Consider the following 16,912-nt stretch of genomic DNA (forward strand, 5'->3'; position numbering starts at 1 on the left):
TACGCGCCCGGACCCGGTCGATCAGGCCGCGAGGGCATGACCGGGATGCAGGACCACCTTGGTGTAGCCCTCGATCCGCTTGTCGAACTTCTCGTAGGCCTGCGGCGCCTGGTCCAGCGGCAGTTCGTGGGAGACCACGAAGCTGGGCTTGGCCCGCCCGGCGATGATCAGATCGCGCAGCTGCCGGTTGTACCGCTTGACGTTGCACTGGCCGGTGCCCATCTGCTGGCCCTTCTCGAACATCCGGCCGATGGAGACCAGCAACTGGCCCCGCTTGGCGTGCTCGTCGGGTCCGCCGGGGTCGGAGGGCACGTACAGGCCCGGTACCCCGAGCATGCCGGTGGGCCGTACCGTCTCCACGAGCTCGTTGAGGACGATGGCGGGTTCCTCGTGGCTCGCGTCGTGCGCCTGGGCCTGGTAGCCGACGGCGTCCACGCCCTTGTCGGTGCCCTCTCCGTTCGTCTGTTCCTTGATCTGCTCGGCCGGGTCGCCCTTGGTGAAGTCGATGGGGATGGCCCCGATCTCCTCCGCCTTGGCGAGCCGCTCGGGCACCCGGTCGACCGAGAACACCTTCGACGCCCCGCGCAGCAACGCGGAGTAGGCGGCCATCAGACCCACCGGGCCGGCGCCGAATACGGCCACGCTCTCACCCGGGGACACCTGGGCGAGTTCACATCCGTGGTAACCGGTCGGGAAGATGTCGGCGAGCAGGACGAAATCGGTCTCGAACTCCTCACCGGGTGGCAGTTTCAGGCAGTTGAAATCGGCGTACGGAACCCGTAGGCGCTCCGCCTGTCCGCCGATGAACGGGCCCATCGCCACATATCCATAGGCACCGCCGGCGAATCCGGGATTCACCGTGAGGCAGAACCCGGTCTTTCCCGCGAGGCAGTTCTTGCAGAATCCGCAGGCGACATTGAAGGGCATCACGACGCGGTCGCCCTCGGACAGGGAGGTCACCCCGCTGCCGACCTCCTCGACGATGCCGAGGTTCTCGTGCCCGAAGACGATGCCCGACTCGGCCGCCGTGCGGCCCTCGTACATATGCAGGTCGGAACCGCAGATCGCGGTCGACGTCACCCGTACGAGCACATCGTTCGGGTGCTCGATCCGGGGATCCTGGACATCCCTCACAGCCACGCTGAAGGGCTTCTCGTAGACGACGGCTTTCACCTGCGTCACCTCCGCGTCGAAGCCGGCTGACGACGGCGGGACGGAGCCGCTACCGGGGGAGGCACCGCGGGCGAGGGCCTCGGGCTGTGCCGTGGCCCCGTTCGCGCTCGTTTCACCGCCGGACACTTCCAGAAAACGCCCCTACGACAGGGGCCGCAACCCACGTCGGCCCGGTCCGCCGCGGGGTGGCGGCGTCAGATTTCCCCAGGGACGGGGATCGCCTCCCGCGCGCAAGTGGAGGAGTCGATCCTGGGCGCGAGACGGCGCAGTCCTCGCGCCGTGGCGTCGACGTCGTCCGGCACCGAGACGGCGAGGAGACCGAAGGGAACGCCGGACCGCAGGGCGACGCACACGACCGGCGCTCCGGGCCGCACCACCGCGAAGTCCTGCCCGCCGTGGTGGCCCCGCGTTCCGACGCACAGCGTCCCGGGGATCCACAGACCCCGCCGGGCGTCTCCCCGCAGGGCACGCCACCAGTCGGGTTCGACGGTCACCCGGCGCACCGCATCGAGCGGCACCCGTACATCGCCGTGGCGGGCGGCCGCCTTTTCCCACCACCTCAGGCGTACGACGAGATCGTCGCCGTCGACGATTATCCGTGCCATGGCGCTTCCTCCCTTCCATTCTGACGTCCGGGAGGCATCAGCATTCGGGAAATGTCTCACCATGCGAACCCGCTCTTACCGCCTGCCGCGGCATCTCGTTCAATGGCTTTTTCCGTCGGCTTCCGTGAGCGAGAGGAGACACGCCATGGGTGAGCATGTGCATGTGCGCATCGGACAGGGGCTGAGTGTGAGCGAGAACGGGGAACTGATCGAGTCGTCCCGCTGCCGCTGCGGCGCCACCTGGACCAGGACGTACCGGGTGGACGAGGACGCACCCGAGGAGTGAGCCGACGGAGTCCGGAACACAGTCCGGAACACACGGCCGTCCGTGTCGGGCGACAAAAAACGAGGCAAGGAGGTTGCCCACTCCCTGCCACTCTCAACGTATAGCGCACGGGGGGCCTTGCGGCAAGGCCCGGGTGGTGCCGCAGAATCTCCGGCCGAGGCCAGAACCTGGGGAAACCAGGGATTCGCGGAGTACGCCTGCTTCTGATCGACCTGTGGGGGCGGCGGGCGTGGGGCAAGGGGGGTTCGATGATTGACGTGATCGTCGCCGGCGGCGGACCGACCGGCTTGATGCTGGCCGGCGAGTTGCGGCTGCACGGTGTTCGCGTGCTCGTGCTGGAGAAGGAGGCGGAGCCCACCAGGGTGGTCCGTGCGCTCGGCCTGCACGTGCGCAGCATCGAGGTGATGGACCAGCGCGGTCTGCTGGAGCGGTTCCTCGAGCACGGCCGGCAGTACCGGGTCGGCGGTTTCTTCGCCGGTATGGGCAGGTCGTGGCCCGACCGGCTGGACACCGCCCATTCGTACGTCCTCGGCATCCCGCAGACCACCACCGATCGCCTGCTGGCCGAGCACGCCACCGAGTTGGGCGCCGAGATCCGCCGCGGCTGCGAACTGGTCGGGCTGGGCCAGGACGACCACGGGGTGACCGTCGAGCTGGCCGACGGCACGCGGTTGCGCTCGCGCTACCTCGTCGGCTGCGACGGCGGCCGCAGCACGGTGCGCAAGCTGCTCGGCGTCGGCTTCCCCGGTGAGCCCAGCAGGGTCGAGACGCTGCTGGGCGAGATGGAGGTGGCCGTGCCACCAAAGACGCTGACCGCCGTGGTGGCCGAGGTCCGCGAGACCCAGAAGCGGTTCGGCGCCGTGCCCCTCGGGGACGGGGTGTACCGCGTCGTCGTGCCCGCCGAGGGGGTGGCCGAGGACCGCACGGTCCCGCCGGCCTTCGAGGAGTTCAAGCAACAGCTGCGGGCGATCGCCGGCACCGACTTCGGCGTGCACTCGCCGCGCTGGCTGTCCCGCTTCGGCGACGCCACCCGGCAGGCCGAGCGCTACCGGGCCGGCCGGGTGCTGCTGGCCGGCGACGCGGCGCACATCCACCCGCCGACCGGCGGGCAGGGCCTCAACCTCGGCATCCAGGACGCGTTCAACCTCGGCTGGAAACTGGCCGCAGAGGTGAACGGCTGGGCACCGGAAGGGCTGCTGGACACCTACCACACCGAACGGCACCCGGTGGCCGCCGAGGTGCTGGACAACACCCGCGCGCAGATGCAGCTGATGTCCACCGAACCGGGCCCGCAGGCGGTGCGCCGGCTGCTGTCGGAACTGATGGACTTCGAGGACGTGAACCGGTACCTGATCGAGAAGATCACCGCGATCGCGGTCCGTTACGACTTCGGCGACGGGCATGAACTGGTCGGCCGGCGGTTGCGGGACGTGCAGCTGAAGCGGGGTCGGCTCTACGCGCTGCTGCACGGCGGCCGCGGGCTGCTGCTCGACCAGACCGGCCGGCTCTCGCCGGCGGGCTGGGCGGACCGGGTCGACCACGTCGTCGACGTCAGCGAGGAACTGGACGTGCCGGCGGTGCTGCTGCGGCCCGACGGTCACGTGGCGTGGGTCGGGGAGGACCAACAGGATCTGCTCAGCCGGCTCCCCAAGTGGTTCGGCGCCGCTGTCGGCTGAGTGCACGGTCCGCACGGTCGCCTGGCGCGCTCACGCGACGGCGGCGCCCGTCCCGGGTACCGACAGGCCGAGGCGGGAGAGCGCACCGCTCAGCCAGGCCGTCAGGGCCGCGACCACCGGCACGGGCGCGGCCTCCCCGGCGTCCTCGGTCCCGGCCGCCCGGGTCCCGGCGTCCTCAGCCCCGGTCTCCTCGGCTCCGGTGTCCTCGGCCCCGGCGGGCAGCCATCCCGTACCGGCCAGGCGCCGCGAGAGCGGCTCGAGCGTCCCGTGGAGGAGCGTGGCGGTCGCGATGGCCGCCACAGTGGTGCCCCAGCCCACGGGTCCGAGCGGGGTGGAGCCGAAGAACCGGCTGATGCCCGGGGTCTGGACGATCCCCACGAGCACGGCGGCCGAACCGAGGGTGGCCGCGAGCACCTGGAAGTCCGCGCCGCCGCTGGTGAGGGTCTGGGCGAGCTGAGTGCCCACCACCGCGACCAGCGCCACCGTGGCCGCGCGGCGGCGGGTGCCGGTGAACCGGGCGGCCGTCCAGGCCAGTCCCGCGCCGAGAGCGGTGGTGAGCCCGCGCTGCACCATCTCCTGGGTGAGCGAGGTGCCCAGCGACTGGTGCGGACCTTCACTGAGCAGCTGCTCCCCGGTGCCCACGGCCGGGGTGCGGACGGCGATGGACAGCGCGGGGGCGAGGTCGGTGAGGAGGTTCACGAGCATGATCTGACGGGCACTGAGCGGTGAACTGCCCCCGGCGGCCGAGGCGAGCACGCTGAAGGTGACCTCGCCGAGGTTGCCGCCGATCAGGATGGCCAGCGCGGTCCTGACCGAGGTCCACATCGCCCGGCCCTCGGTGAGCGCGGTGACGATCGTCTCCAGACGGTCGTCACCGATGACGAGATCGGCGGCGGCCGTCGCCGCGGGGGTGCCGCGCCGCCCCAGGGCGATGCCGACGTCGGCGAGCCGGATGGCCGGGGCGTCGTTGGCGCCGTCGCCGGTCATCGCCACGACCCGGCCGATCCGCTGGAACGCCTCGACGACACGGACCTTGTGGTGCGGGGTGCACCTGGCGATGACGTCCACCGTCGGCAGCAGCGCGTCGAGTTCGTCGTCGTCGAGGGCGTCCAGCTCCGGCCCGGTGCAGACCTTCTGCTGCGGCTCCCCGGTGACGGAGGCCGCGATGGCCTCGGCGGTGGCGGCGTGGTCCCCGGTGAGCAGGACGGTCTGCACGCCCGCCGCGCGCAGCCGGGCGGTGGCCGGTGCGGCTGAAGGGCGCACCGGGTCGGCGAGGACCACGAAGCCGACGAAGACCAGGTCCCGCACCGCGTCGTCGGCCAGCTCCTCGCCCTGCCCCAGGGTGCGTTCGGCCACGGCGAGGACGCGGCGGCCGGCGCCGGCGAGCTCCTCCGTGGCCCGGGCGAGCGCCCTGCGCCCGGAGTCGTCGAGGACGCTGTCCGCCCCGTTCCCGCGTCTGCGCCGGCAGCGGGCCAGCACGGTCTCCGGGGCGCCCTTGACGCTCAGCAGGGTGGAGCCGGTGGTGCGGCCCACCGTGGCGTGGTAGGCCCGTGAGGGGTCGAAGGGCAGGGTGCCGGTGCGCCGCCAGCCGGGCGCGCCGCGGCCGACCGACACCCGCGCCCTACGGGCCCCGGCGTCCACCGCCCGGTCGGTCCGGTGGGCCATCGGTTCGGCCTGCCGGGCGGCGGGGGTGGCCCTGAGCGCCGCGGACAGGACCGCCTTGTGCCGGGGGCCGAGCCGGTCGACGGACACGTTCCGCTCCCCGTCGCTGACCGCGACGAGCTGGAGGTCGCCCTCGGTGAGGGTGCCGGTCTTGTCGAAGCAGAGCACATCGGCCCGGCCGAGAGCCTCGATGGTGCGCGGGTTGCGGACGAGGGCGCCGTGCTCGGCCAGGCGGCGCGCGGAGGCCAGTTGGGCCGCGTTGACGAGGAACGGCAGCCCTTCGGGGACCGAGGCGACGGCCAGGTTCACCGCGGAGGCGAGGCTCTGGGCGAGCGGGCGCCCGTGCAGCAGCCCGGCTCCCGCCACCGCCACCGCGGAGGCCGTCGCCACGGGCAGGCTGGCCCTGGTGAGCGACGACAGCCGCGCCTCGACGCCGGTGACCGGTGCGGCCTCCCGCGCGGCGGCCATGGTGCGCCCGACCTCGGTGGCCGCGCCGGTGGCCACCACCACGGCGACCGCCTCGCCGGCCGAGACGGTGCTGCCCTCGTAGAGCATCGAGGAGCGCTCGGCGAGGTGCGAGGCGACCACGGAGGCCGGCGTCTTGGCGACGGGCAGGGACTCGCCGGTCAGCGACGACTCGTCGACCTCCAGACCCTCGGCGTGCAGCAGCCGGCAGTCGGCGGGCACCACGTCCTCGGGCCGCAGCAGGACGACGTCCCCCGGCACCAGCTCCTCCGCGGCGACCAGTTGCTCCACGCCCCCGCGCCGCACCCGTGCCTCGACCGCGGAGCGGGCGGTGAGCTCGGCGAGGGCGCGCTCGGTGCGGACCCGCTGCACACCACCGACCAGCGCCGAGGTGGCGGTGACCGCGGCGACCAGCGCGGCGTCCGCCCGGGACCCGACGGCGGCGGCCAGGGCGGCCCCGCCGGCGAGCACCGGTGTCAGTGGGTTGGCCAGCTCCTCGACGAACGCGGACAGCAGGGTGGTGCGCGGTGCGGTGCCCGTCCCCGAGGGGCTCTTGGCCCGCGCGGCGGCCTCCTCCGGGGACAGCCCGTCGGCGGTCGTCCGCAACCTCTGCAGGACCCGCGCGGGCGGCATCAGGTGCCAGGGCACGGTCGCCACGGACGGGGTGACCGGGCGGCAGCAGAGTTGCCGGGCGCGCCAGACGCCCAGGCAGAAGGCGATCGCCCCGGCCGTGTTGCACGCCGCCTGCCCGCGCGAGCACGCCTCGGCGGCCGGTGCCCGCATCGCCGCCACCGCGCCGATGCCGCTGCCGCCTGCGGACAGCACGGCGCTGTCCCGGTCGACCCGGCGGGCCACGCCGACGCCGGACAGGATCAGCGCGACCGACTCCAGATCGGTGCCGACCAGCAGATCGGCGCCCCAGGCCGGCGGCTCCCCGTCCCCGTGGACGCCGATGCCGCAGTCCGACGCCGCGAGCGCACGCCGGTTGCCCGAGACCAGCAGCACCACAGCGCCGTCCGCCTGCAGGGCACGTACCGATGCCACCAGGCGCCGCCCGGAGGGCACCGTCGCGTCGACGAAGCCGAGCTGCGGGTCCGGGTGGTCGCCGGCGAGGACCACCCGGATCTGAGAACGCCGGGCGGCCGCGGTCAGGGCCTGCGCTCCCGGCAGGGTCTGTGTCGCCACGCCGGCGACGGCCTTCAGGCGGCCCCGGAGGGCCAGTCCCAGGACCCGTTCGCTGCCCCGGGTCCGCAGCCGCTCGGCGGCGCGGCGCCCGGTGCGGCCGGTCGGCTCCAGGTCCTGAAGCGGGCCGAGCACCCAGCCTGCGCCGTCGCGCCGGACCCGGGCCGGCGCGGCCGGGTCGAACAGGGCGAACAGCCGGTCGGAGCACTGTTCGGCGTCGGCGCCGTCGAGCGGCACCAGGTCGGTGAGCTCGTACCGCCCGCTGCGCAGCACGTCCACGTCCAGCACCACGGTGTCCACCTGGCCGAGGCGGCGCAGCGCACTGCGGTCCATCGCCACGACGCCGCGCAGCGCGAGGAACCGGCCGAGGCTGGTGGCGAAGCCCTCCCGGCCGGCCTCGGGAGCCTTCGGCATTCCGGCCAGCGCCACCGCGAGCGCGCGCCGCGGTCCCGCGTACGGCGCGGTCAGGGCCCCCACGGCGGCGCCCGCCCCCATGGCCCGTTCGGCGTAACGTGCCGTCACGTCCTGGTGGGCTCGCGGCCGTTCCACGACCACCGGCTCGGCCTGTGCGTGCTCCGGCCCCCGCACCAGCAGCGGCTCCGCGGCCGCCCACGCCTCAAGGGTCGCGTTCGCCTCCCGCCACTGCGCGATGCGCTGCGCGGCGTCCAGCATCAGACCCCCGCCGCGGGTGGCCAGGCCCTGGACGAGCGCGTTGAGCATCGGAACCACCGATTCGGGGCGTTCCAGCTCCGTGAGGCCCGACGTGACCAGCCTGCGCAGCCAGGGGTGGCACTGGACGGCGGTGGCCAGCGCCCCCACCTCCGCCGGCAGCGGCGTCCACGGCGACAGGCGGGTGGCGACCGTGAGGAGCAGGCCCGCGATGTCCGCGGCGAGGACCGGGAGTGTGGTCCGGCTGCGCGGCGCCTCGCACGGGTGGTGCGGTTCCGGGCACCATGCGTCGTACTCGCCGGGCTCCGCGGTGGCGGCGGCCCCGTGGGCCTCGGCGTGGGCGACGATCCGGATCAACTCCTGCCGCGGCGGTGACGGCGAGGCCAGTTCCACGACAACCCGTTCCGCCGGTGCGTTCACGCGCGCCCACAGCACCCCGGGATGCTCCTCCAGGGCGCGCTCGACGATCCTGCCCACCCGGGTGCCGTGGGGACCGTGCACGCCGCGGACCTGGATGTGGCAGCGGCCCGGGCGGGACCACACATCCCGCCGGTCGAGGCCGAGCAGCGCGGCGGCCGCCTCCCCGGCGCCCCGGGCACCGGCGGCCAGGCCGTAGGCCAGCGGGCCCGGCAGTGGCAGGCGCGTCCCTGACAGCAGCGACATCCGTGCCACCTCCCGAACGGGCCAATCCCCATACGGGTTCGATCATCGCCTGCAAGCGATCGGCCCGCCCGACGGACTGATCCGAACGGTTTCCCCGCTCGCAGGCCCCTGTCCCCGCCGGTACCGTCTGCCTCGGCGGGGGGCGATGTCCCGGACCCCACGAACGGATGTGAACCGTGACCACGCCGAAGACCACGCGAAAGACCGCGCGAACGACTGCGCGAACGACCGCGCGAACGACCGCGCGAACGACCGCGCGAACGACCGCGCGAACGACCGCGCAGAAGCTCCCGGTGAGGACCGATCGGAAACGCACGGTGCCGAGCAGCATGAAGGCGTCGCCGCCCGCCGCCACGGCAGGCCCGGGGCAGCGCCCCGACGCCCCGTCGGCGGGGCGACGGCCGGCCGCCGGACAGCCCGCCGCGACCCAGCCGACGGCAGCACAGGCGACCACGACATCAGCGACCAGAAGACAGGCAACCACGACATCGCCGGCGAGAAGACAGGCGACGACGAGGCAGCCGGCCGCGAGGCGGACGGCCGATGCCCGGCAGTCGGCCGTGACGCGCCCGGTCACACGGCAGTCGGCCGGGAAAAGGCCGACCACCGGACAGGCGACCCCGAGACAGGCGGCAGCGACACAGGTGATCAGGAGACAGTCCGTCGCGACGCGCCCGGTCACACGGCAGTCGGCCGGGGAAAAGGCCGACCACCGGACAGGCGACCCCGAGACGGGCGGCAGCGACACAGGTGATCAGGAGACAGTCCGTCGCGACGCGCCCGGTCACGCGGCAGTCGGCCGCGAGGCGGCCGGCGCGGAAACCGTCCGTCACCTCCGGTGGGCGCACGATCACGGTGACGGTCCCCACGCTCGGCGGGGCCGCCGCCTGGGCGGTCGACGCCGTCGCGGCCCCCCTGGCCTCCGTCCGCCGCGTCCTGCCCGCCGCGCACGGCCTGCCCCTGTACGTGGGCCTCGGCGCGCTGGCCCTCGCGGGTGCCCTCGAGGCGCCGACGGCCCTGGGGCTCGGCATCGGCTATGCCGTACTCCGGCGCAAGGGCCCGTTCGCCCGGTTCACCGCCTAGCCTCGCGCCGTCGCACGTTTGTCCCCCCGCCCCCCGATCACCCGTCATGCATCGGCGGGGCACCCAAGGAGCGGGAGGATGATCGCGGAGCAGTCCGTGAAACTGATCCGGCAGGCCGTGCACCACGTGTGGGACCGGCTGAAGACGTACGACCTGGTCCGGCGCGGCCGTGAACTGGAGCTGATGCACCGTGCCCTCGGGTTCGCCACGCTGGCCCTGGTGACACTGGCGCCCCTGCTCATCGTGGTGGCGGCCGCCGATCCCCTGGCGCACGGGGGCTTCACGACGTGGCTGGTCGACGGCATGGGGCTGTCCGGCCGGTCCGCGCACGTGGTCACCGACATCACCACCGCGCCGCGCAAGGTGATCAGCGCGACCAGCGTGTGGGGCGGCATTCTGCTCGCCGTGTTCGGGGTGTCCTTCGGCGGGAGCGTGCAGAACGGCTACGAGCGGATCTGGAACCTGCCTCCCGGGCCCTGGCACCGCATCTGGCGCCAGGCCAGCTGGCTGATCGTGCTCACCGCCTACCTCTACCAAGAGGTGCAGACACGTCTCGCCCTGCACGGATGGCTGCGGGTCGTGGTGTCACTGGCGACCGGCGTGCTGTTCTTCTGGTGGGGTCAGCGCTTCCTCCTGGGCGGTCAGGTCCGCTGGCGTGATCTGCTGCCGGGTGCGATCGCCACCATGGTGGGGCTGATCGGCCTGCGGGTCTTCTCCTATCTCGTCTTCACGCCACTGATCGTGAGCAACGCGGTCAGTTACGGACCGCTCGGGGTCGTCCTCGTTCTGGAGTCGTGGCTGACCGGGGTGGGTTTCGTGGTCTTCGGCGGTGCGCTGTTCGGCCGCTGGTTCTGCGCACACCACTGGCGGCCGCACATCAGTCACTGATCGACCCGCCGGCGTACGCGGCCCGGCTCAACGGCGCGCCGCCCGCTCGCAGGTGACCAGACGGCGGTCGTGGTCCAGCTCCCCGATGGCGGTGAGGTACTTGGAGTGGTCGATCACGACGGCTTCGTTGACCGTCTCGCCGGACAGGCTGGTGCCGCCGCCGCGGTTGAGGATGGGCGCACCGAACCGGTGACAGATCTTGTGCACGGCGACGACGTCGTCCAGCGTTCGCGGGATGACGACGCCGATGGGGACCTGGCGGAAGTTCGACGCGTCCTGCGCGTACAGGCCCTGGGAGGCGGTGTCGAAGCGGACCTCGCCCTCGACCGCCTTGCGCAGGGCGCTCTCCAGCCTGCCCACGTCCAGGGTCATCCGGGCCCGCGGCGGGCCCGCGATCTCCGGGTGGGTCCTGGTCGGCACCTCGCGCGTCGCCCGGCGTGCTGCCTTCGCCATCGGGTCCTCACCTTCCCTCAGCGGGTCTGGTCAGGCCGGCCGCGCCCCGTACACGCGGTACGGCTCGGCGTCGGCCCACTTGACGTCCAGGCCGAGCCCGGGACGGCCGGTGTCCGGTCGTAGGGCGCCGTCCGCGGGCGACAGGGTGCCGTCGAACAGCAGGTCCTCGACGCGTACGTGGTCGTGGAAGTACTCCAGGTGCCGCAGGCGTCGTACGGCGCAGAAGGCGTGCGCGGACACCGCCGGAGCGCAGTGCGCCGACAGGTCGAGGTCACGGGCCGCGGAGAGGCCGGCCACCTCCAGGACGCCGGTGATGCCGCCGCAGCGGGTGACGTCGGCCTGGAGGCAGTCCACGGCGGGACGCTCCACGAGGTTGACGAAGTCCCGCATCGTGTAGGCGTACTCGCCCGCGGCGATCTCCAGTCGTTCCGGGCCGCGCTCGCGCAGCAGGCGCAGTCCTTCCAGGTCGGCGGAGCTGACGGGCTCCTCGAACCAGCGCACGTCCCACTCGTCGTGGAAGCGGCGCGCCCAGTGGAGCGCCTCCTTGCGGCCGAGCGCCCCGTTGGCGTCGGTGAACAGCTCCGGCTCGTCGCCGACCGCCTTGCGCACCGCGGTCAGCCGTAGCGGGTCGCGCTCGGGGTCCCGCGAGGTCTTCAGCTTGACGCGGGGGATGCCCTGGTCCACCCATCCGGTGAGCTGGTCGGTGAGGCGGTCCAGGGAGTAGTTGGTGAAGCCGCCGCTGCCGTAGACGGGCACACGGTCGTGGTAGGCGGGGAGCAGCCGGACCAGTGGGAGTCCCAGCAGCCTCGCCTTGAGGTCCCACAGCGCCACGTCGACCGCGGACACCGCCATGGCTCCGACGCCCGGACGCCCGGCGTTGCGGATCCGCACGCCCATGCGCTGCCAGAGGGCCGGCGGCGAGGACGCGTCCTGCCCCTTGACCACCGGCGCCAGCTTGGACTCGACGAACGAGGCGGCCGACACGTCCCCGTAGGTGTATCCGATCCCGGTCCTCCCGCCGGCGTGGACCCGGACCAGGACGACCGTGGTGGACTCCCAGTCCAGCGTTCCGTCCTGCTCCTTGCCGTCCGGGCCGTCGGTGGGCACCTCGAAGGCGTGCACGTCGACCGCGTCGATGCGGCACTCGCCCGGTGCCGGGCCGGCGGGCCCGGGGGTCCCGGTGTCACTCCCCATGGTGGCGTCCGGGGAGGCGCTCGGCGTACTCGACGAGCTTCTGGCGTACGCCCTTGGTGGCGATGCCCACCCTCTCCGGGTCCCGCACGGCGGCCTTGGCGGCCTTCTTCCCCTGCTCGGTCATGATGTGCGGCGGGATCGGTGCGATCTCCTGGTCCACCTTGAACTCCAGCACCACCGGCCGGTCACTGGCGAGCGCCTCGTCCCAGGCGGCACCGACCTTCTTCGGCTTGTCGCAGTAGACGCCCTTCAGGCCGAGGAGTTCGGCGTACTTCGCGTACGGGACGTCCGGGATGTACTGCGAGCCCGGGAACTTGGGGTCCCCGGCCATGGCCCGCTGTTCCCAGGTGACCTGGTTGAGGTCCTGGTTGTTGAACACGCAGAAGACGAACGGCGCGGGTCCGGACAGCCGGTCCAGGTACCGCTTGATGGTGATCATCTCGTTCATGCCGTTCATCTGGAACGCGCCGTCGCCGACGAACGCGATCACCGGCCGGTCCGGATAGGCGAACCGCGCGGCGATCGCGTACGGCGTCCCCGGCCCCATCGTGGCCAGCGTGCCCGACAGGGAGGCCTGCATACCCTTGCGCAGTTTCAGATGGCGCGCCCACCAGTTCGTCCCCGACCCCGAGTCGGCGGTCAGGATGCAGTTGTCCGGCAGCCGGGGCGACAGCTCGGCCGCGACGGCCTGGGGGTTGATCTTGCCGCCGAAGTGCTGGTCGGACCACTTCTCGCAGACCGCGTTCCACTCGACGACGTCCTTCTCGATCTGCTGCCGCCAGCTGCGGTCCTGCTTGCGCCTGAGCAGCGGCAGGAGGGCCTTGAGCGTCTCCTTGGAATCCCCGACGAGATGGGCCTCCATCGGGTAGCGGATGCCAATCATCCGCCCGTCGATGTCGATCTCGACGCCGCGGGCCTGGCCCTCGTCGGGCAGCCATTCGGCGTACGGGAAGCTGGTGCCGACCATCAGCAGGGTGTCGCAGCGCTGGATCATGTTGTCGCTGGCCTTGCTGCCGAGCAGGCCGATGGGGCCGGTGACGAAGGGCAGGTCGTCCGGCAGCACCTCGCGGCCGAGCAGCGCCTTGGCGACCCCGGCGCCCAGCAGTTCGGCCGTTTCGACGACCTCGCTCTCGGCGTGGGCCGCACCCTGGCCGATGATCATGGCGACCTTGCTGCCGGAGTTCAGCACGTCGGCCGCCTTGCGCAGCTCCCCCTCGTCGGGCAGCACCCGGGGGCGGCTCCAGCCCACGCTGGAGAAGACGGCGCCGTGCGTCTTGGGCGGCGAGGGCTGGGCATCCGCCTCCTGCACGTCCTCGGGAATGATGATCGTGGCCACGCCTCGGGTGGTCAGCGCGGTCTTGAACGCCCGGTCGATGACGTGCCGCGCCTGCGCCGGCTCCACGACCATCTGGCAGTACTCGGAGACGTCCGCGAACAGTTGCTCGAGGGCAATCTCCTGCTGGTAGTGCGAGCCCAGACAGAGCCGCTTCTGCTGGCCCACCACCGCGACCACCGGCTGGTGGTCCAGCTTGGCGTCGTACAGCCCGTTGAGCAGGTGCACCGCGCCGGGGCCGGAGGTGGCCGTGCAGCAGCCGACCTCGCCGGTGAACTTGGCGTGGGCGCACGCCATGAAGGCGGCCATCTCCTCGTGCCTGACCTGGATGAACTCCGGGCTGCCCTTGGCCCGGTCGAAGGCGCCGAGCAGTCCGTTGATCCCGTCACCCGGATAGCCGTAGACCCGCCCGACACCCCATTCACGCAGCCGCTGCAACACGAAATCAGCCACCAACGTCATCTCTGCTCCCTCGCCGCGCACCTTGCCGCCACGATGAGTGACCCTGCCGGGCCACCCCTAAACAGCGGGAGCGGCACGGCCACCCTCACGTCGTAGGCGTGGCGCCTCCCTGAGGATCACCCACACAATCTGGTCACATCACCTAAACGGAGTAAACTATTGCATGAGGCAAAGAACTGGAACTCCCCTGCTGGAGGAGGCGACAGCAATGGCCCGGCACACCACCGGCATGACCACGCATCCCGACCTCGCGGAGATGCGGGAGCGACTGGAACGCACAGCGTCCAGCGGGTCGGCCGTCGTCCTCGGCGGACTCGTCCTGCCGGCGGGTCTCTACGCGGCGATCTCGCCCTGGGTCGTGCACTTCTCCGGTGCCCCGTTCATCGCCGTCAACAACCTGATCGTCGGCCTCGCCGTCGCCCTCATCGGGTTCTGCTCGGCCCTGGCTCCGGAACGGATGCTCCGTCCGGCCTGGGTGGTCGCCCCGCTCGGCCTGTGGCTCGTCATCTCGCCCTGGGTGGTCACCGCCACGCACGGCGCGCGGGCCGGCATCGTCTGGAACAACTGTTGGATCGGCGCGGTGACGGCAGCCCTGGGGCTGGCCGCCATGGGCCTGACCGTCGGTGTCACCCGACGCCGCATCCCCCGCTGAGACAAGCGGGGTGCCCATCGCGGCGTGTCGTGTCGCGGGTACGACACGCCGCCCTTCGTGGCCGCCACCCACGGGTCAGTCGGCTTCCTCCGGAGGGTCGTCGGAGGGCGGGTTCGGTGGTGGACCGAAGCGGACCCTGATCTTCTCGAAGCCCTTGAAGGCCTCGGTGGCCGCGTAGGACTGATAGGCCCGGCGGTCGGCCGGAGTGAGCCGCACCCGGTCGGTGAACGGGGTCAGCAGGCTGCGCGGCCACAGTCGCATGATCCGGACCACGCTGACCTCCGCCGTCATGAGGAAGATCAGCGCGCCGAGGTACAGCCAGGCCAGCAGCCCGAGGACGATGCCGAACAGGCCGTAGGTGGCCGTGGCGCCGCGCAGCACATGACTGACGTAGTACGAGCCGCCCCACTGCAGCAGCTGCCAGGCGAAGGCGCCGCCGAGGACGGCACCGAACAGACGGCGCAGCGGCAGCCGGCGCCGGATCAGCGTCCGGTAGATGAGCAGCAGCAGGGCCGCGTTGAGGAGGATGGCCAGGACCGCGGCGGCGACCCTGACGCCGGTCTCCAGCCGGGCTCCGAACACACTCGCCCGCGACTCCGCCGCGGACAGCCCCGTGGTCAGGAACAGCCCGAGCGCGAGGATCGACAGGAACAGCAGGCCCCTGAGCCTGGACCGGAACGGATCGGGACGGGCGTGCCGTGGCACGGCCCAGATCTTGTTCAGCGCGTGCTGTGCCGCCTGGGCCACGCCCAGGGCGCCGTAGAGGCTGCCCACCACGCCCACCGCGAGGGCGACGCCGCTGCCGTGGAAGGAGTGGATGTTCTCGCCGAGCTGGTCGCCGATGACGGGGAACTCGTGGAGCGCGGAGTTCAGCACGCGTTGCCGCAGCTCGGGATCGCCGCTGAGCAGGGTGCCGAGGATGGAGACGAGGATCAGCAGCAGCGGGAACAGCGACAGGAACGCGTAGTAGGTGAGGACCGCGGCGAGATAGGTCGCCTGGTCGTCGTAGAACTTGTAGAGCACGGCGAGGGGCAGCCCCGCCCAGCGATGGCGCCGCTGGTACGCGTCCACGCGGGCCACGACTCCCATGGTCTGCCTCGTGCGCTCCCGCCGGGCACCTGCCGGCACTTCACGGCTTCCTGGTCGTGAGGATATGCCGGGTGGCATGCACCCGCCACCGCGCGTCGGAACCACCGGCCGCGTCCTGACCGGCGAACGTCGGCTACCTGGGGCTGGTGGGTGCCACGATCGCCATCGCCGGCCTCTCGGTCACGGTGTGGGCGCACCACATGTTCGCCACCCAGGCCGTGCTGCTGCCGTTCTTCTCCTTCCTGACCTATCTCATCGCGGTGCCGACAGGGGTGAAGTTCTTCAACTGGATCGGCACCATGTGGAAGGGCTCGCTGTCCTTCGAGACGCCGATGCTGTGGGCGGCCGGCTTCCTCGTCACCTTCCTCTTCGGCGGACTGACCGGTGTCATCCTCGGCTCACCGCCGCTGGACTGGCACGTCACCGACTCCTACTTCGTGGTGGCGCACTTCCACTACGTGCTGTTCGGCACCATCGTGTTCGCGATGTTCGGTGGTTTCAGCTCCTGGTGGCCGAAGATGACGGGCACGCTGCTCGACGAACGCCTCGGCAAGATCCACTTCTGGACGCTGTTCGTCGGTTTCCATATGACGTTCCTCGTCCAGCACTGGCTCGGCGCCGAGGGCATGCCGCGCCGCTACGCCGACTATCTGGCCGCCGACGGCTTCACCTGGCTGAACACCGTCTCCAGCATCGGCGCCTTCCTGCTCGGCCTGTCCACCCTGCCGTTCCTGTACAACGTGTGGAAGACCGCGCAGTACGGCGAACGCGTCCAGGTCGACGACCCCTGGGGATACGGCCGCTCGCTGGAGTGGGCGACCTCCTGCCCGCCGCCGCGCCACAACTTCACCACCCTGCCCCGGATCCGCTCCGAGTCGCCCGCCTTCGACCTGCACCACCCCGACCTGGCCGAGGACGACTACGTGACCTACACCGGCAGGCGCGACGTCATCGAGGCACCAGGACACCAGGGACCCCCTCGGTGAGCGCCGCACCGGACGACAGCGCACCGCACACCGAGGGCCGCACGCTCGCCGCCGAGGTCGAGGGGTGCCTGCTCGCCCACGCCGAGTACGACAGGGCGCACCGCGAAGCGGAGGCGCTGTGCGCCCGGCTCCCCTGGCTGACCACCGCTCAGGCCGAGGACCTGGTGCGCCACTACGTCAGCCGGCGACTGGACATCACCCGCCGGACACTGGCCACCATCGCCCGGCGCGCCGGGCAGCTGCGCGACGAGTACGAGGCCCGGTACGCCGCGCTGCGGCGCGCCCTGCTCAGGGGCCATGCCGCGTGCGCCTGCGCGCTCCTCGGCATCACAGGCCTGGTCACGGCCTGGTGCTTCCTGACGCGCTGAGCCTGTCTCCCCCGCTGCCCCCG

The 16,912-nt window shown here is 72.2% G+C and carries 13 protein-coding genes and 1 pseudogene; 7 read left to right on the plus strand and 7 right to left on the minus strand.

The window, feature by feature from the left end:
* Positions 1-21: 21 nt before the first annotated feature.
* Positions 22-1,173, minus strand: coding sequence for a glutathione-independent formaldehyde dehydrogenase (locus ACFYZJ_RS06490; RefSeq protein WP_388563524.1), 1,152 nt, complete (start codon positions 1,171-1,173; stop codon positions 22-24).
* A gap of 194 nt (positions 1,174-1,367) precedes the next feature.
* Complete coding sequence (locus tag ACFYZJ_RS06495) at positions 1,368-1,778, minus strand: hypothetical protein (protein WP_388563526.1); 411 nt, start codon at positions 1,776-1,778, stop codon at positions 1,368-1,370.
* A 145-nt stretch (positions 1,779-1,923) separates the two neighbouring features.
* Here ACFYZJ_RS06495 and ACFYZJ_RS06500 point away from each other — a divergent pair, with 145 nt between their 5' ends.
* Positions 1,924-2,064, plus strand: coding sequence for a hypothetical protein (locus tag ACFYZJ_RS06500; RefSeq protein ID WP_388563528.1), 141 nt, complete (start codon positions 1,924-1,926; stop codon positions 2,062-2,064).
* Between the two features lie 248 nt (positions 2,065-2,312).
* Positions 2,313-3,740: a rifampin monooxygenase gene (gene rox / locus ACFYZJ_RS06505; protein WP_388563530.1), complete on the plus strand. Its 1,428-nt coding sequence runs from the start codon at positions 2,313-2,315 to the stop codon at positions 3,738-3,740.
* A gap of 30 nt (positions 3,741-3,770) precedes the next feature.
* On the opposite strand, the gene ACFYZJ_RS06510 is transcribed toward rox, so the two are convergent.
* Positions 3,771-8,381 (minus strand): HAD-IC family P-type ATPase, encoded by a 4,611-nt coding sequence (locus tag ACFYZJ_RS06510; protein ID WP_388563532.1) that lies wholly within the window; start codon positions 8,379-8,381, stop codon positions 3,771-3,773.
* 855 nt (positions 8,382-9,236) lie between these two features.
* On the opposite strand from ACFYZJ_RS06510, the gene ACFYZJ_RS06515 reads away from it, so the two are divergent.
* Both ACFYZJ_RS06515 and ACFYZJ_RS06520 read left to right on the plus strand, forming a co-directional pair.
* Positions 9,237-9,464 carry a hypothetical protein gene (locus ACFYZJ_RS06515; protein ID WP_388563534.1) on the plus strand — a complete coding sequence of 76 codons (228 nt, stop codon included), beginning with the start codon at positions 9,237-9,239 and terminating at the stop codon, positions 9,462-9,464.
* 78 nt (positions 9,465-9,542) lie between these two features.
* A complete protein-coding gene (locus ACFYZJ_RS06520) occupies positions 9,543-10,352 on the plus strand; it encodes a ribonuclease BN (protein ID WP_388563536.1) in 810 nt (269 codons plus the stop codon).
* 27 nt (positions 10,353-10,379) lie between these two features.
* On the opposite strand, the gene ACFYZJ_RS06525 is transcribed toward ACFYZJ_RS06520, so the two are convergent.
* From ACFYZJ_RS06525 to ACFYZJ_RS06535, 3 genes are read right to left on the minus strand one after another with little or no spacing between them, the layout of a single operon-like run.
* Positions 10,380-10,805 (minus strand): FAD-binding oxidoreductase, encoded by a 426-nt coding sequence (locus ACFYZJ_RS06525; RefSeq protein WP_388563537.1) that lies wholly within the window; start codon positions 10,803-10,805, stop codon positions 10,380-10,382.
* A 30-nt stretch (positions 10,806-10,835) separates the two neighbouring features.
* The gene (locus ACFYZJ_RS06530) at positions 10,836-11,999 is read right to left on the minus strand and encodes an enolase C-terminal domain-like protein (protein WP_388563539.1); all 1,164 of its coding nucleotides are present in this window, start codon (positions 11,997-11,999) and stop codon (positions 10,836-10,838) included.
* Positions 11,989-13,794: a thiamine pyrophosphate-requiring protein gene (locus ACFYZJ_RS06535; RefSeq protein WP_388563541.1), complete on the minus strand. Its 1,806-nt coding sequence runs from the start codon at positions 13,792-13,794 to the stop codon at positions 11,989-11,991. Before ACFYZJ_RS06535 ends, ACFYZJ_RS06530 begins: the two co-directional genes overlap by 11 nt.
* A gap of 208 nt (positions 13,795-14,002) precedes the next feature.
* Here ACFYZJ_RS06535 and ACFYZJ_RS06540 point away from each other — a divergent pair, with 208 nt between their 5' ends.
* On the plus strand, positions 14,003-14,446 hold the full coding sequence (locus ACFYZJ_RS06540) for an SPW repeat protein (protein ID WP_388564513.1): 444 nt from the start codon (positions 14,003-14,005) through the stop codon (positions 14,444-14,446).
* Positions 14,447-14,521: 75 nt separating this feature from the next.
* Here ACFYZJ_RS06540 and ACFYZJ_RS06545 read toward each other — a convergent pair whose 3' ends face one another.
* The gene (locus tag ACFYZJ_RS06545) at positions 14,522-15,535 is read right to left on the minus strand and encodes a YihY/virulence factor BrkB family protein (RefSeq protein ID WP_388564516.1); all 1,014 of its coding nucleotides are present in this window, start codon (positions 15,533-15,535) and stop codon (positions 14,522-14,524) included.
* Between the two features lie 131 nt (positions 15,536-15,666).
* Between ACFYZJ_RS06545 and ACFYZJ_RS06550 the strand changes: the two are divergent.
* Positions 15,667-16,521 (plus strand): annotated as a pseudogene (locus ACFYZJ_RS06550) (cbb3-type cytochrome c oxidase subunit I); the annotation flags it as partial.
* Positions 16,518-16,889 carry a hypothetical protein gene (locus ACFYZJ_RS06555; RefSeq protein WP_388563542.1) on the plus strand — a complete coding sequence of 124 codons (372 nt, stop codon included), beginning with the start codon at positions 16,518-16,520 and terminating at the stop codon, positions 16,887-16,889. The pseudogene ACFYZJ_RS06550 and the gene ACFYZJ_RS06555, both read left to right, overlap by 4 nt.
* Positions 16,890-16,912 lie beyond the last annotated feature (23 nt).

It is taken from the genome of Streptomyces sp. NPDC001848 (assembly GCF_042891915.1).
In the GTDB taxonomy this organism is placed as follows: domain Bacteria; phylum Actinomycetota; class Actinomycetes; order Streptomycetales; family Streptomycetaceae; genus Streptomyces.